Source organism: Paraburkholderia sp. NPDC080076 (assembly GCF_050281145.1).
GTDB lineage: Bacteria > Pseudomonadota > Gammaproteobacteria > Burkholderiales > Burkholderiaceae > Paraburkholderia.
Genome location: NZ_JBNNWQ010000004.1, coordinates 456,130 through 472,018, shown reverse-complemented (window position 1 = coordinate 472,018; position 15,889 = coordinate 456,130). Strand labels below are relative to the sequence as shown.

Below are 15,889 nucleotides of genomic sequence, written 5' to 3'. Positions count from 1 at the left end.
CGCGCGGGTTCAGACCACGTGCTGTTCGTCGACCTTCTTTCCGCCGATGTGCAGCGTGTGGCCCTTGCCATACTGCTTGGTGAGCAGGTCGCGATATAGGCCCGGGCGCTGGCGCAGTTCTTCCGGACTGCCGTCGTCGATGACCTTGCCGGCGCTCATCACGATGATCCGGTCGAAGTTGTTCAGCGTCGACAGACGATGCGCGATCGCGACCACCGTGCGGCCGACCATCAGCCGGTCGAGCGCCTTCTGGATCGCTTCTTCCGACGCGCTGTCGAGCGCCGAGGTGGCTTCGTCGAGCAGCAGGATCGGCGCGTTCTTCAAAATTGCGCGTGCAATCGCGATACGCTGACGCTGGCCGCCCGAGAGCTTCACGCCGCGGTCGCCGACGATCGTGTCGTAGCCTTCCGGCATGGCCTCGATGAAGTCCGCGCAGCGCGCCTCGCGCGCGGCCGCGAGCACTTCTTCGCGGCTCGCCTCCGGGCGCCCGTAGGCGATGTTCTCGTACACCGTGCGATGGAACAGGGAGATGTCCTGCGGGACCAGCGCGATCGTGTGGCGCAGGCTGTCCTGCGTGATCGTGGCGATGTCCTGGCCGTCGATCCTGATCGCGCCGCCTTGCGTCTCGTAGAAACGCTGCAGCAGCGCCAGCACGGTGGATTTGCCCGCGCCCGACTTGCCGATCAGGCCGACGCGCTGGCCGGGTTCGATATGCAGGTCGAAGTGATCGAGAATCGGGCGGCGGCGCGGGTAAGCGAACGTCACGCTTTCGAAATCGATGCGGCCGCCTTGCGGCACGAGTTCGGTCGCACCGTCGCGATCCGGCATGCCGTGCGGCTCCAGCAGCGTGCGCACGGCTTCAGCGAGACGCGCCACGTGCTGCGTGACGTCGACGAGCGCCACGGCCAGGTCGCGCGTGCCGTGCAGGATCGTGAAACCGAGCGAGCTGACGAGCACGATGTCGCCCGAGGTCGCCTTGCCTTGATCCCACAGCCAGAGCGCCCAGCCCAGCAGGCCCGCCGACAGCAGCGCGGTGATCACCGCGTGCAGCAGACGCAGCTTTTCCAGATACAGCAGGCTCTGCTGGCGCGCGTCCATCTCGGCCTTGACCGTTGCGCCGAACCGCTGCTGCTCGCGAAACGTCATGCCGAAGGCGCGCACGAGGCCCATGTTGCTGATCACGTCGACCAGCTCGCCGTCCACCGACGCCGCCTTGGTGGCGAAATGGTGATGGCGCGCCGAGCCGCGGCCGGCCAGCTTGTACAGCACGACCGACAGAATGGCCGAGCACAGCATCAGGCCACAGGCCATCAGCGGATTCACCGCGATGATCATGACGATCGCGCCGAGCACCGCGATGCACGGCGGCAGCACGTTCCACGCGGTGGTGTTCTCCGCCGTGTAGACCGCGTTCGAGGTCGCCGTGATCCGGCTGGCGAGCATGCCCGGCTGCTTCTCGGAGTAGTACGTTGGCGAGTGTCCGCTCAGATACTGAAACAGGTCGCGCCGCAGGTCGCCGGTCACGGCGACGAACGTATGCGCGGCGACCCAGCCGCCGACCCGCCACAGCATGTTGTCGGCGGCGATCAAGCCGACCAGGATGGCGAACGCCCCCCACAGCGGGCCGGGATGATGCCGGCCTTCGCCGAGCACGTCGATCAGGTGTTTAATCGCGTATTGCGAAGCGAGCGCACAGCCCACGGCCGCAAACACGCTGCACAGGACGATCGCATGCGCGAGCGGATGGCGGCGGATAAAGCGGAAAAGGAACGCAAGAGGCCGGTGCGCATAGCTCGCGAGCTTTGCGTTCTGGGCATTACGCTGGGCGATGGTTAAATGTTCCAATTGATCGTGAGGTCGATGTGTTTCGGGTTGTGCATGCAAAGCGTAGGCCACATGGAAAAGGTTCGCCGCGAAGCCGATGCTTCGCATTGTAAACATGCAAAAGCGATTGCGCCCTGTGTATCCGGGCCTTGGCGCGATTGATTTCGCGATAGACGTCCGCGACCTACTGCTACTCGACCCGTTCATGGGGTCAGGGTTCACGCAGGCTGCGGAACTTTTAGGGATATAATTACAAATTGCATTCAACCGCGATGCGGCATTTCTTCAACGCTTGCCGGCAAAGTTGACGCAAGAGCTTACGACGCCACCTCGGCGGTCCATGCCGCAAGCCAGTTGCCACTGTAGAACTGTCTTAGAAAACAAGGGTTTGCAAAGTGTTTCGCCTTTGTAACAACGTAAAGACTTTGAAATGTTGTGGTGCAGCGAGAATGCCGGCATTGATAATGCATGCTCTGTAGGCCCGTCGAATTTTCTGACAGTTTGTCAACGTAGGTGTCATGTGTGCGTTTACCGGCACATGCGCAGACATTGATCACTGGTCTGGGCTCACTACCCAAGCGATCCATCGCAGGATTTCTCGAAAGAATCAGGCCCGCGCCGGCATGTTCCGGCCAGACTGCCCTGGCGAGCAAGCGAGTCGCTTTTACCAAACGCAGTACTTTTGCCTGATTTTTTACGAGGAGTTCTTCATATGCGAATCGCTCAAATCGCTCCGTTGCACGAGGCGGTTCCTCCCAAGCTGTACGGTGGTACGGAACGCGTGGTGTCCTATCTGACTGAAGCTTTGGTCGAGCAGGGGCACGACGTCACGCTCTTTGCGAGCGGCGATTCGCAAACCTCGGCGAAACTCGAAGCCTTCTGGCCGCAGGCGCTGCGCCTCGACCCGACCATCCGCGACGTGATGGCGCCGCACATGCTGCTGCTCGAAGAAGTGCGCCGCCGCGCGGACGAATTCGACGTGCTGCATTTCCACATCGACTACTACCCGTTCTCGCTGTTCGCGCGCCAGCCGGTGCCGTTCCTGACCACGCTGCACGGCCGTCTCGATCTGCCGGAACTGCAGCCGATCTTCAATACGTTCAGCGACGTGCCGGTGGTGTCGATTTCGGACAACCAGCGCATTCCGCTGCAACAGGCGAACTGGCTGCAAACCGTCTATCACGGCCTGCCGGAAAACGTGCTCACGCCGATCGCCAACGTCGAGCCGGGCTACCTCGCTTTCCTCGGCCGCGTCTCGCCGGAGAAGGGCCTCGACCGCGCGATCCGCATCGCCGGCCAGGCAGGCATGAAACTCAAGGTCGCCGCCAAGATCGACAAGGCCGACCGCGCCTATTACGAAGAAGTGATCAAGCCGCTGATGGCGCTCCCGCACGTCGAGTACATCGGCGAAATCGGCGAAGCCGAAAAGCGTGAGTTCCTCGGCAACGCGCATGCACTGGTGTTCCCGATCGACTGGCCTGAGCCGTTCGGTCTGGTCATGATCGAAGCGATGGCGTGCGGTACGCCGGCGATCGCGTTTAACCGCGGTTCGGTGCCGGAAGTGATCGAAAACGGCGTGTCGGGCTTCGTCGTCGAAGACGAAATCAGCGCGGTCGCCGCGGTCAAGCGTCTGCACACGCTGTCGCGCGCCGGTGTGCGCAAGGCGTTCGAGTCGCGCTTCTCGTCGAAGGTGATGGCGAAGAACTACGTCGCCACCTACGAAGAACTGCTGCGCCAGAAGCATCGCACCGTGCTGCGCGAAGTCAACGCCAGCTAATCGACGTGATGCGCGGCAATTAAAAAAGTCGCATCGGCTCGAGGAGCGCTTTCAGGCGCTCCGGCGGCCGCCAGCAACGCCCCGTGCGGCACTTGCCCACGGGGCGTTGTTGCAGGCGCGCCGCGTTTTTCTTAATCAGCGGACGAAAGTGCGGGTTTCGGCCGGTAAGAATGAGCCACTCTCCGTTATATCCCTATAATGGCCCTGCCGCAAATTTGGCTGCGGCGCCGCCGACGACAGGAGGATGCCTTGGCGAGAACGAAAGAGACGCGTGCGAACGCGGCGCCCGGCGCCGGAACGATTTTCGCGTTGCGCGCCATCGGTCTCGTGATCCTTGCTCGCTGGCTTTTTTCGATGGCGGACCTGGATGCGGGCGCGTCGCTGCTGGCCATGCTGTCCTCGCCGTGGGCGTGCATCAACCTCGTTTTCCTGTTCCTGCTGATCTTCCTGCCGGGCGCGCGCGCCGTGGCCGAGCGCCCGTTTCATCCGCTGCCGCAATGGCTGCGGCAGGCGCTGCGTCTGTTCGCTTTCCTCGGGTTCCTGTTTGCGGTCTGGTCGGTCGGCGCGTTTACCGCGAGCGCCGGCTGGCGGCGTGCCGCCAATGCGGTGGCAGCTTCCAACGGCTGGTTGTTGGCCGCGCCGGCGCTGTATGCGGCCGTGCTGTGGATCTGCCGGCCGCGCGCGCTATGGCGCACCAATATCGCCGCGCGCCGTTTCGCGATCGGCCGCTATGCGGTCGCGCTCGATCCGGTCACGCGGACGGTGATCGTGTGGGCGGAGCGTCGCAAGGTGGGACAGTACGACGCGCGCGAATTGTCCGTGCGCTGGGCGGCCGGGCAGGGCGTGCGAACGACGCCGACGCCCACTCCCACGGTCGCGTTCGGCACCGCAGGCGAGCCGGCAGGGTCCGGCGCGTCGGGCTCGGCCGCTGCGCCGTCGCTGGCACACGGCGCCTTTGGGCGCCGTCCGAAGATCGAGTTGCTGTGGGATTCGCCGGCCGCCGCGGGGCACAACCGGCAAACCGTATTCCGCACCGCGCTGACGACCGAAGGCGATCGCGTCGCCGCCCGCGCGCTTGACACATCCTTGCAGCAGGTCTGAGTCTGCCGATTTGTGCAGTCGGCCACACCCCGTGGCCGAAGCAGGCGTTGTAGATTGAGCCGTAGTCGATAATGAAGTCATGGCGCCCGGCGCTTCAGCGCGGGCGAATGAGACACACAACGATCGTATCGCGTCCTTTGCAGGAGTCGCTATGCTGGTTCGCTGGTTGATTGCCGCCATCCATCTGCTTGCTTATGGCTTCGCGCTCGCGTCGATTCTGCGGCGCACGTGGGCGCTCCGCCGCGCCACCGTACCTGCCGCGCTGCGCTCCGTGTTCCGGGCGGATACAGGCTGGGGCATCTCGGCCTTGGTGCTGATTGTCACCGGATTGATGCGCGTTTTCGGCGGTTTCGAAAAGGGCACCGACTACTATCTCCACGAGCCGCTCTTTCATCTCAAGATGACGCTGCTCGTGATCATTCTCATCCTCGAAGTCCCGTCGATGCTCGCGCTGATGCGCTGGCGCGCAGCGATCAGGAAAGGCGCGGCGCCGGATCTGCGCAAGGCGCGCTCTTACGCACGCTATAGCGTGATACAGACGATTTTGATGGTGCTGATGGTGTTTGCGGCGACAGGGATGGCGCGTGGTGTGGGATTGCCTGCGGGCGTGGTTTAACTCCGGCGCGGGCGCGTTGGCGTTTAGGCGGTTCGTGCTGACCAGCCGCTAGCGCTTACGCGCTTGAACCTACGCTCGCGCTCGTAAAAAATGGGCGGTGGAACGCCAGCCGAAAGCGCCGCCAGCATACTAGCGGTTTCCAGTCGACCTTCCACGCGCCCCCTTCAAATCACTTCCCGACCAGCAAGCTGGAATCGTCGGTCCGGTTCGCGTTCGGCCGCGCGGCCCGAGTCGTCGTGAGTTCCGGCTCACCCAGCCCCTTGATCAGCTCCAGCGCCTGACGCTCGAACAACCGCCGGTACAGGCCTTTCTCGAGCCTGATGAGCGCTTCGTGGCTGCCTTCCTCGATTACCTTGCCCTTATCCAGCACCAGCAGCCGGTCCAGCGCACGCACGGTGGAAAGGCGGTGCGCCACCACCAACGTAGTGCGGCCCATCATCAGCCGCTCCATGGCCTGCTGGATCAGCACTTCGCTTTCGCTGTCGAGGCTCGACGTCGCTTCGTCCAGAATCAGGATCGGAGCGTCGGCGAGAAACGCCCGCGCGATGGCGACGCGCTGACGTTCGCCGCCCGAGAGCTTGACGCCGCGTTCACCGACCAGCGTGTCATAGCCATTGGGCAGCGCCGCGATGAAGTCGTGCGCGCTCGCGAGCTTTGCGGCGCGCTCGATCTCGGCGCGGCTCGCACCGGGCCGCGCATACGCGATGTTCTCGGCGAGCGAGCGGTGAAACAGCACCGGCTCCTGCTGAACGATCGCGATCTGGCTGCGCAACGACGCCTGCCGCACCCGGGCGATGTCCTGACCGTCGATCGTGATCCGGCCTTCCGAAATGTCGTAGAGGCGCTGGATCAGCTTGATGAACGTCGTCTTCCCCGAGCCCGAATGCCCGACCAATCCGACGCGTTCGCCCGGCGCGATGCGCACGGAGAAGTTGTCGTAAAGCGGCTGGCCGTTCGTTCCGTAGTGGAAGGTCACGTGCTCGAAACGGATCTCGCCTTTGCCGATCGCGATCGGACCCGCGCCGGCACGGTCTTCGATACCCAGCGGCTGGCTCTCCAGCGACACCAGTTCCTCCATGTCGTTGACCGAGCGTTGCAGGTTGCGGATGTGCATGCCCACGTCGCGCAGATAGCCTTGCAGCATGAAGAACATGGTCAGCGCGAACGTGATGTCGCCGACGCCGGCTTCGCCGCGCGCCCACAGCAGCAGCGCGGCGCCGAGGATCGCGGCCTGAATCGCCACCAGCATGCCACCCTGGACGCCGCCGTTGATCGTGCCGCGCATCCATGTACGGCGCGTGCGGTGCCGCCACTTGCCGATCACGCGCGACAGCAGCACTTCTTCGCGCTCTTCCGCGCCGAACGCCTTGACCACGCCGTTGCAGCTGACCGAGTCGGCGAGCGCGCCGCCCATGCGCGTGTCCCACGCATTCGCGAGGCGCGCGGCCGGCGCGACAAAGCCGAGCGACATGGCCACGGTCACCGCGATATACAGCACCGAGCCGATGCCGACGACCGCGCCCATCATCGGCCAGCGCCAGCCGAGCAGAACCGTCGCGCCGACCAGCATCACGAGCGACGGCAACAGGGCGATCAGCAGCGTGTCGTTGAGCAGGTCGAGCGCCCACATGCCGCGGGTGATCTTGCGCACCGTCGAGCCGGCGAAGCTGTTGGCGTGCCAGTCGGTCGAAAAGCGTTGCACGCGATGAAACGCATTCGCGGCGATCTCGCTCATCATCTTGAGCGTGAGCCGGATGATGTTGAAGTACACGCCTTGCCGCAGCAGCGTGGCGCCGAGGCCGAGCGCGCTCAGCACGCAGAAGGCCGTGATCGCCGCACGCCAGGCGACGGCGTCGCTGGCCGCGCAGGATGCGATGGCATCGACGAGGCGTCCGGCGAACATCGGCGTGAGTACGTCGGCCAACGCCGAGAGCAGCACCAGCGCCGTAATGACGACGATGCGCCAGGGCTGCTGCGCCCAGTGACGGAAGGTAAAGCCGAGGACATCTTTGAAGGCTTGTCCACGAAAGTCGAGTTTTTTTCTGGTCATTTGCCACGACCCGGTGGCGCATGAGCGCACCGAGGTTCCAGTCAGAAGCGAAAGGACGAGACAGTCAAAACGCGCCGGAATGCACCGGCGATTGAACTGCGGACTGTCTGGGAATTGCGCGGAGTGCCTTTTCAGGCGACACCACGTGAACGGCGATCAGGCGACTTAATCGAACGGATTAAGATCGCGAAACCGCTCGCGAGACCATGCCGGGGACGGCGATACGCATTGCAAACATGTGGCGCCTCCCTATGGTCGAATGAAGTGAAGAAAATTGACGGGGCGAATGCCCGAGCGCCAACTATAGCAGCAGTATCTGGCGTCCGCAAACGTACGAAGATCCGGAGTTGACGCCTGAGGCGGACGTTGAGAGCCGGAATCTGCCTGGCATTCCGTACGGTTTCCAAACGCCGAATCACGAAATGAAAAAGGGCTCACGCATTTCTACGTGAGCCCTTTAGTCTTCGGTGATCGACACACCAAAATTCTGGTGGGTAGTACTGGGATCGAACCAGTGACCCCTGCCGTGTGAAGGCAGTGCTCTACCGCTGAGCTAACCACCCGAAGAGAGCCGAATTATGTCAGGGATTTTCGGCCTCGTCCAGTACTTTTTAAGCGGTTTGCTCATCCGCGGCGGGCGCAGGTTCGAGGCGCCACACGCTCGTGCCCTTGATCGCCTTGTCGAGACCGTCGAGCACCGCCTGGTGCGCAGCAAGTTCGTCGTCGCTGGCGGCGATCACGACCAGATCCAGCGAACTGATCGCGATGCGCGGCGCGTGCGCATCGCCACCGGCATGCGACTCGCCGAGCATGTCGATGACGAGGCTTTCCTGGCCGCGCGTCATCGCCAGATAGACTTCGGCGAGCAGTTCCGAGTCGAGCAGGGCGCCGTGCAGCGTACGGTGCGCGTTGCTGATGCCGAAGCGGTCGCACAGCGCGTCGAGTGAATTGCGCTTGCCGGGGAACATCTGCTTGGCGCGCGCCAGCGTGTCGATGATTTCGCCGCAGTAGGTGCTCACCTGCGGCAAGCCGAGCAACGCGAACTCGACATCGAGAAAGCCGATGTCGAACGGTGCGTTGTGAATGATCAGGTCCGCGCCCTGGATGAAGTCGCGGAACTGGTCGGCGATCTCGCCGAACTTCGGCTTGTCGCTCAGAAATTCGGTGGTCAGGCCATGAACGGCCAAGGCGCCCGGATCGCTGTCGCGTTCCGGGTTGATGTAGAAGTGCAGGTTGTTGCCGGTGAGCCGGCGGTTCACCAGCTCGACACAGCCGAGTTCGAGAATCCGGTCGCCGGTGCGGGCATTCAGGCCGGTGGTTTCGGTATCGAGGATGAGTTGACGCATGTCGGATTAGCCTGCCAAAGATAATTGCAGCAAAAAAATGGCGCGCGCGGTTAGCCGGCGCGGCGTCGCAGCAGGAATTACATCTGCGCGAGTGACGCGACGCCGCGATTGGCCAGCTGGTCGGCGCGCTCATTCTCCGGGTGGCCATTGTGCCCACGCACCCAGCGCCACTCGATTTCGTGTTGCGCGACGAGCGCATCGAGCCGCTTCCACAAGTCGGCGTTCTTGACCGGCTGCTTCGCGGCGGTGATCCAGCCTTTCTTCTTCCAGCCGTGGATCCATTCGCTGATGCCTTTCTGCACGTATTGCGAGTCGGTGTGCACGACCGCCTTGCAGGGCCGCTTCAGCGCTTCGAGCGCGGCGATCACGCCCATCAGTTCCATGCGGTTGTTGGTGGTGTTGGCTTCGCCGCCGAACAGTTCTTTTTCCTGGTCGCCGAAGCGCAGCAACGCGCCCCAGCCGCCGGGGCCGGGGTTGCCCTTGCAGGCGCCGTCGGTATAAATGTCGATGAGATCGGAAGTCATTGAGTGTGGTTGCGTGTATTCGGTGTGGCGGCGGGCGCGAGGCCCGCGGCGAGGACGGGTTTCTTCACTTTCAGCGGGCCGACGAGACGCATGCCGCGCACGCGCTTGATCGCCTTGATCATGTAGGTGGCGCCGAAAATCGGCCACCAGCGGTCGCCGGCGGCTTCCATGAAACCGTAGCGGGCGAGCCATTGTTCGCTGCCAAGCGGCGGACGATAGCAGCCGAAGCGCCCGCGTTCAAGGTCGAAGCCCAGCAGCTTGATCCAGTCTTTCAGCCGGGTGAAGGCGATCAGGTCGACGGCCGCCGGCACGAAAGGCCGGCCGGTCATCTTGCCGACCGATTGCCGCGCGCCCCAGAGCGACAGCGAATTGAAGCCGAGAATGATCAACTGGCCCTCGGGCATCAGCACGCGCTCGGCTTCGCGCAGCAGACGGTGCGGGTCGCTCGTGAATTCCAGCGTGTGCGGCATCACGATCAGATCGACGCTTTGCGCCTCGAACGGCAGGTCCAGCAGGTCGCACCATACGGCACTGCGTCCGGCCGGCGCCGGCAGGCCCGCGAGTGCGCTTTGCGCCGCGCCGCTGCCCGAATTGCTGCTCGAACCGTTGCGATTGCCATTGCCAACGTGCCCCGCGCCGCGCGGAAAAGCATACGGCGCGCTCGCCCCGCTCGCGGCGTCGAGCACGAGTCCGCGGCACGGCATGCGGTTCTCGCGCAGCGCGTCGAGTTGCGGCAGGCCGAGTTGCAGCGCATGGTAACCGAACACGTCCGACACCACGCGGTCGAGTTGGGTTTGCTCCCATTCGAGTACGTATCGGCCAGGTGGCGAGTCGGTCCAGGCGGGCCAGTCTATAATCGCTCGGTCAGTCATATCAAAGAATGCGTCGCCTATGAATGCGCTCGAGTACGTACCGGTCCCGGCGTTTGATGACAATTACATCTGGGTCGTTTCCGACGGACACCACGCGGCGGTCGTCGATCCGGGTGAGGCCGCCCCCGTAAAAGCCTATCTGGCGAAACGGGGCTGGCGGCTGAGCGCTATTTTACTCACGCACCATCATCAAGACCACGTCGGCGGGGTGGCCGATCTGCTGAATGGCCAGGCCGTGCCCGTCTACGGCCCCGCCGGTGAAGCGATCGAGCATCTCACGCGCCGTCTGAAAAATGGCGATCACGTGTCGATTGCGGCGCCCGCGCTCGAATTGAGCGTACTCGACGTGCCGGGTCACACGAGCGGCCACATCGCCTATTTCCAGGCGGCCGACCCGCAAGGCACGCCGCACGTGTTTTGTGGCGACACGCTGTTCGCCTGCGGTTGCGGCCGGCTGTTCGAAGGCACGCCGAAGCAGATGCTCGCCTCGCTGGATGCGCTCGCCGCGCTGCCCGGCACGACCGAGGTTCACTGCGCGCACGAGTACACGCTGTCGAATATCCGCTTCGCGCTCGCGTGCGAGCCGGGCAACGCCGAACTGCAGGCCTGGCGGGACAAAGCGAGCGAACTGCGCGCGCGCGACGTGCCCACCCTGCCCACCACGATCGCCCATGAACGCGCCGTGAATCCGTTTTTGCGCGCCGGCGATCCAGCGGTGCAGGCGAGCTTGCGGGAGCAGTTGCACGAGAAGGTGCCGGATCGATTGACGGCCTTTACTTTGATGCGCGAATGGAAAAACCGCTTCCGGTGACCCGATCCCAGGAGGGGTATTCCTCACGCGATGAATCGGAAAAATTCGCCAAGCCCAAGATTTACTTGATTTTTTCGTAATTTTCCGATTGACGTAAACGTTGCCGTTTCGTACTATCGGCTGCAAATTCCAGCCCTTGTGGAAGCCGAGACGTTCATGCGATTTATCTTTAGTGCGTTGCTGGTCCTGACGCTCGCCGCTTGCGCGAGCCAGGGACCGACGACGAGTATTCCGAACACCGCAACAAGCCCCGCCAGTCAGCAAGCCGTAGCCGACGCCCTTCGCAAGACAGCCACCGCCAAAGAGACGATCAACGTCGACCAGGGCTCCGTCACTCAGTTGACGAGCGCCGACGCCGACCTGTGGGGCCGGATTCGCCGTGGTTTCCAGATGCCGGACCTGCAAACCGACCTCGTCGACATGCAGGTCAACTGGTATGCGCAGCGTCCTGATTACGTGCAGCGCATGACCGAGCGCTCGCAGAAGTACCTGTACCACATCGTCGAAGAGCTGGAGGCGCGCCATATGCCGACCGAGCTCGCGTTGCTGCCGTTCATCGAATCGGCGTATAGCCCGCAGGCTTTGTCGGTGGCGAAGGCGGCCGGCATGTGGCAGTTCATGCCGGGCACGGGCCGCACCTACAACCTCAAGCAGAACATGTGGCAGGACGAGCGCCGCGACGTGCTGGCCTCGACCAGCGCCGCGCTCGACTATCTGTCGCGTCTGCATGACATGTTCGGCGACTGGCAGTTGGCGCTCGCGGCGTACAACTGGGGCGAGGGCAACGTGCAGCGCGCGATTGCGCGCAACGAAGCGGCGGGCTTGCCCACCGACTATCTGAGCCTGCGCATGCCGAACGAGACGCGCAACTACGTGCCGAAACTGCAGGCGGTGAAAAACATCGTGATGAACCCGCAAATGTACGGGCTCACGCTGCCGTCCATTCCGAACCACCCGTATTTCGTGACGGTGACCACCTCGCACGACATCGACGTGGACATGGCCGCCAAGCTCTCGAATCTGTCCGCAGACGAATTCCGCTCGCTGAACCCGTCGTTCAGGAAGCCGGTGATTCTCGGCGCGACGCAGCCGCAGATCCTGCTGCCGTTCGACAACGCCAGCGCCTTCGAGCGCAATCTGAAGACGTACTCCGGTTCGCTGTCGTCGTGGACCACGTACACGGTCACCGAACGCGCGACACCCGCGGCGATCGCGCAGAAGATCAGTGTCGACGCCGACACGCTGATGGAAGTGAACAAGATTCCGGTCGGCATGCGTTTGAAACCCGGCTCCACAATCGTGGTGCCGCGCGGTTCGGACGACGACGAAGACATCAGCGCCGACGTGGCTGAAAGCGCCGTGCTGGCAATGGAGCCCGACGTCCCCGATACGCGCAAGATGCTGATCCGCGTGCGCCGTAATCAGTCGATGGCCGCCATCGCCGTGCGTTACGGCGTGTCGGTCGGCCAGTTGAAGGCGTGGAACCGCACGCATCGCGACAGCGTGTCGCGCGGCCAGGTAATCGTGCTGCACGTGCCGGTCGGCAAGGCGATGCCGAGCGAGCCGGGTCCGGAGCGCATCGCGACCGACGTGCAAGGCGGCGGCGTCGAGAAGATCGGCACCCGCGTCGCAGACACGCGCAGTGATTCGCGCTACGATAAGAAGAAGGGTCGTGGCCGGACAGAGGTGGTGAAAGTCTCCGAACCTGTTGGCAAGGTCAGCAAGCCGACGGCATCCAGCGCCAATAAGGGCAAGGTGACCAAGGTGTCGGCTTCCACGTCCAGCAAGGCGTCGAAGGCTGCGGCAGAGAGCCGCCCGAAGACCGTGGCCAACGCGAAGAAGGGTAAGTAGACCAATAGCGGCTCAGACGGTAGTGACCACATGCGTTGCGGGGGCAGCGCATGAATTGCGCTCCGATCACGCACCGTGCTTTTTCCAACGCCGTCACCTGTGGTGACGGCGTTTTTCATTGTGCAGATCATTTCCGGCAAAGCGAGCGCTTTTCCTTTATCTTTCGTGCTTCGCCCAAACCCATTCGGCCAGCCGCCAAATTCAAAGCTCATGTCGTCGACCCAGTTGCGCGTCTTTTTGCTGTTCTCCGCCGGGTATTTCGTATCCTACGTGTTCCGCGGCGTCAACCTCGGCTTTGCGCCGTTCATCACGCACGATCTGGGTTTGTCGGCTGCGGATTTGGGCTTGCTCACCAGTCTTTACTTCCTCGGTTTCGCGGGCGCCCAGATTCCGGCCGGCGTGCTGCTCGACCACTACGGCGCGCGGCGCGTCACGGCTGTCACGCTGCTGTTTGCGGCGCTCGGCATCTGGGTGTTCGGCGCCGCGCATAGCGTCGGCATGATGATGGTGGGGCGACTGCTGATCGGCGTCGGCGTTTCTGTCTGTCTTGGCGCCGCGTTCAAGGCATTGGCGCAGCACTTCGCCGCGGCGCGCCTGCCATTAATGAACGGTCTGGTGATGGCGATCGGCGGCTTCGGCGGCGTGATGGTTGGCTCGCCGCTGACGTGGGTCCTGACGTTCGCAAGCTGGCGCGTGGTCTGCATCGGACTGGGTTTGCTGACCGTGCTGGTCGCGTTGGCGCAGTGGACGCTCGCGCCGGACACGAAGGAAGCCCATCACCAGGCCAGTATCGGCGCCCAGTTCAAAGGCACGCTGCATATCCTGCGCAGTGCGGCGTTCTGGAAAGTCGCGTCGTTCTCGGTCGTCACGCAAGGCGTCTTTTACGCGATGCAGTCGCTTTGGGTCGGCGCGTGGCTGCGTGACGTGCAAGGCTTCGAGCCGCGCGAGGCCGCCGCGCTCGTGTCGATTCTCGGTTTCGCGATGATGGCCGGTTGCGTGGGCTTCGGCGCGGCGGCGCGCAGTCTCGAGCGGCGCGGCATCTCACTCCATGCGTTTTGCGGCATCGGCATGGCGCTGTACGTTCTGACGCAGTTGCTGATCATGTTCAAGGCGCCGTTGCCCGCGGGTCTGTTGTGGGCGGCGTACGGGATTTTCGGCGGCACTGGCATTCTCAGCTACGCGGTCATGACCCGGCACTTCCCGGCGCAGATGATCGGCCGCGTGAATACCACACTGACGTTGATCATCTTCCTGCTGATTTTCGGCTTTCAGATCGGCGTCGGCGCGGTGCTGTCGCGTTGGCCGGCGAGCGGCGGCCATTATCCGGCGGCCGCGCATCTGACCGCGTGGGGCATTCTGGTCGCGCTGCAGGTGCTGAGCGCGATCTGGTACATATTGCCGGGCCGCAAGCTGGTTCGTCCGGCCGAAATCCCCGCCGAACAGGACGCCTGAGCCCGGCCGGTGCGCCGCTTCGTCGGTCGCGCCCCATCTGCCGGCACTATCCCGATTCGCGCTCATGGAAACGCCGCGGAGCGCCGTCCGCACCAGCCGCAGCAAGGCTTTGAGCGATTTCGAGCCGCGCCGTCCCACGAGTCGAAGCCATCTCGGATTTGGAGGGAAGGGTAGTTTCACGCTATAATTCCAAGGTTTGAGCTTATCAACCCGCACCCTAGCGCCTACCTCTCCCATACCGTTCATCCGCCGCGCGCCACCGGCGTAGCAAGCAGGGCCCCGCCCCCAGCCGATCCGTCCACACAATGGACCCATCGCGCCTCTTGCAACGTCAACGGCAGTTCGCGAGCGAGTCTGCGCGCGCATCCCGGATGCGTTTCGCTGCGGCTCGCAGTCGGATAGACAGGTCGGCAACAGGGTGTTCCCCAAGGAGTCTCCCGTGTTGCCGTCATTTTCTCCCGCTCTGCTCGCGCTCGCCGACGGCACGGTCTTTCGTGGTTACTCGATCGGCGCCCCCGGGCACACCATCGGCGAAGTCGTGTTCAACACCGCTATCACCGGCTATCAGGAAATCCTGACTGACCCGAGCTACGCGCGCCAGATCGTGACCCTCACGTATCCGCATATCGGTAACGTCGGCGTGAACGCCGAAGACGTCGAAGCTACGAAAGTCCATGCCGCCGGCCTGATCATTCGCGATCTGCCGGTTCTCGCGTCGAACTTCCGCATGGAGCGCACGCTCTCGCAATATCTGCAGGACGAAGGCGTGGTCGCCATCGCCGGTCTCGACACCCGCATGCTGACGCGCGTTCTGCGCGACAAGGGCGCGCAGAACGGCGCGATCCTCGCCGGTTCGGACGACGAAGCCAAGGCAATCGAACTCGCACGCTCGTTCCCCGGCCTCTCGGGCATGGACCTGGCGAAGGTCGTGTCGACGAAGGAAACCTACGAGTGGACCCAGACCGAATGGCGTTTGGGCGAAGGCTATGGCACGCAGAAGGCGCCGAAGTATCGCGTGGTGGCGTTCGACTACGGCGTCAAATACAACATCCTGCGCATGCTGGCCGAACGCGGCTGCCACGTCACCGTGCTGCAGGCGCAAGCCAGCGCCGCTGACGCGCTCGCGCTCAATCCGGACGGCATCTTCCTGTCGAACGGCCCGGGCGACCCGGAACCGTGCGACTACGCGATTCGCGCCACGAAGGAGCTGATCGAGCGCGGCATTCCGACCTTCGGCATCTGTCTCGGTCATCAGATCATGGGCCTCGCGGTCGGCGCCAAAACCATGAAGATGAAGACCGGCCACCACGGCGCGAACCATCCGGTGAAAGATCTGGACGACGGCCGCGTGGTGATCACGTCGCAGAACCACGGTTTCGCGGTCGATGCCGACACGCTGCCCGCCAACGCCCGCGCCACGCACGTCTCGCTGTTCGACGGCACGCTGCAGGGCTTCGCGCTGACCGACAAGCCGGCGTTCTGCTTCCAGGGTCACCCGGAAGCGTCGCCAGGTCCGCATGACATCGCCTATCTGTTCGATCGCTTCGCGGCGTTGATGGATACGAAGAAGGCCGGCAAGACCGCAGCGGCATAAAGCGGCATACAAGTCTCGGCGGCGCGCGGCTCGCGCCGCGCTGCGGTGCGCGTCATCGACGCACACGCGAC

12 protein-coding genes and 1 tRNA gene are annotated in these 15,889 nt (G+C 63.7%); 7 read left to right on the top strand and 6 right to left on the bottom strand.

Annotation, left to right across the window (positions count from 1 at the left end):
* Window positions 1–9: 9 nt before the first annotated feature.
* Entirely contained in the window at window positions 10–1,845 is a 1,836-nt protein-coding gene (locus ACQKRQ_RS19120; protein WP_132373599.1) for an ABC transporter ATP-binding protein, read from the bottom strand.
* Window positions 1,846–2,536: 691 nt separating this feature from the next.
* On the opposite strand from ACQKRQ_RS19120, the gene ACQKRQ_RS19115 reads away from it, so the two are divergent.
* The 3 genes from ACQKRQ_RS19115 (at window position 2,537) to ACQKRQ_RS19105 (ending at window position 5,318) form a co-directional block, all read left to right on the top strand.
* Complete coding sequence (locus ACQKRQ_RS19115) at window positions 2,537–3,601, top strand: glycosyltransferase family 4 protein (protein ID WP_132373600.1); 1,065 nt, start codon at window positions 2,537–2,539, stop codon at window positions 3,599–3,601.
* Between the two features lie 249 nt (window positions 3,602–3,850).
* Window positions 3,851–4,702: a hypothetical protein gene (locus ACQKRQ_RS19110; protein WP_427478757.1), complete on the top strand. Its 852-nt coding sequence runs from the start codon at window positions 3,851–3,853 to the stop codon at window positions 4,700–4,702.
* 151 nt (window positions 4,703–4,853) lie between these two features.
* The gene (locus ACQKRQ_RS19105; RefSeq protein WP_427478756.1) at window positions 4,854–5,318 is read left to right on the top strand and encodes a DUF2214 family protein; all 465 of its coding nucleotides are present in this window, start codon (window positions 4,854–4,856) and stop codon (window positions 5,316–5,318) included.
* Window positions 5,319–5,487: 169 nt separating this feature from the next.
* Here the strand turns inward: ACQKRQ_RS19105 and ACQKRQ_RS19100 are convergent, their stop codons facing one another.
* From ACQKRQ_RS19100 to ACQKRQ_RS19080, 5 genes are all read right to left on the bottom strand, one after another.
* Entirely contained in the window at window positions 5,488–7,368 is a 1,881-nt protein-coding gene (locus ACQKRQ_RS19100) for an ABC transporter ATP-binding protein (protein ID WP_427478755.1), read from the bottom strand.
* Between the two features lie 488 nt (window positions 7,369–7,856).
* Window positions 7,857–7,931 (bottom strand) — tRNA-Val (locus ACQKRQ_RS19095).
* A gap of 48 nt (window positions 7,932–7,979) precedes the next feature.
* The gene (gene dnaQ, locus ACQKRQ_RS19090; RefSeq protein WP_132373604.1) at window positions 7,980–8,714 is read right to left on the bottom strand and encodes a DNA polymerase III subunit epsilon; all 735 of its coding nucleotides are present in this window, start codon (window positions 8,712–8,714) and stop codon (window positions 7,980–7,982) included.
* Between the two features lie 77 nt (window positions 8,715–8,791).
* Window positions 8,792–9,238, bottom strand: coding sequence for a ribonuclease HI (rnhA, locus tag ACQKRQ_RS19085; protein WP_106283734.1), 447 nt, complete (start codon window positions 9,236–9,238; stop codon window positions 8,792–8,794).
* Window positions 9,235–10,110 (bottom strand): class I SAM-dependent methyltransferase, encoded by an 876-nt coding sequence (locus tag ACQKRQ_RS19080; RefSeq protein WP_132373605.1) that lies wholly within the window; start codon window positions 10,108–10,110, stop codon window positions 9,235–9,237. The genes rnhA and ACQKRQ_RS19080 overlap by 4 nt, the downstream gene beginning before the upstream one ends.
* A 19-nt stretch (window positions 10,111–10,129) precedes the next feature.
* Here ACQKRQ_RS19080 and gloB point away from each other — a divergent pair, with 19 nt between their 5' ends.
* From gloB to carA, 4 genes are all read left to right on the top strand, one after another.
* Window positions 10,130–10,921 (top strand): hydroxyacylglutathione hydrolase, encoded by a 792-nt coding sequence (gene gloB / locus ACQKRQ_RS19075; RefSeq protein WP_427478754.1) that lies wholly within the window; start codon window positions 10,130–10,132, stop codon window positions 10,919–10,921.
* 156 nt (window positions 10,922–11,077) lie between these two features.
* On the top strand, window positions 11,078–12,772 hold the full coding sequence (locus ACQKRQ_RS19070) for a transglycosylase SLT domain-containing protein (RefSeq protein WP_427478753.1): 1,695 nt from the start codon (window positions 11,078–11,080) through the stop codon (window positions 12,770–12,772).
* A gap of 210 nt (window positions 12,773–12,982) precedes the next feature.
* On the top strand, window positions 12,983–14,224 hold the full coding sequence (locus ACQKRQ_RS19065) for an MFS transporter (protein WP_427478751.1): 1,242 nt from the start codon (window positions 12,983–12,985) through the stop codon (window positions 14,222–14,224).
* 439 nt (window positions 14,225–14,663) lie between these two features.
* Window positions 14,664–15,818: a glutamine-hydrolyzing carbamoyl-phosphate synthase small subunit gene (gene carA / locus ACQKRQ_RS19060; protein WP_427478749.1), complete on the top strand. Its 1,155-nt coding sequence runs from the start codon at window positions 14,664–14,666 to the stop codon at window positions 15,816–15,818.
* Window positions 15,819–15,889 lie beyond the last annotated feature (71 nt).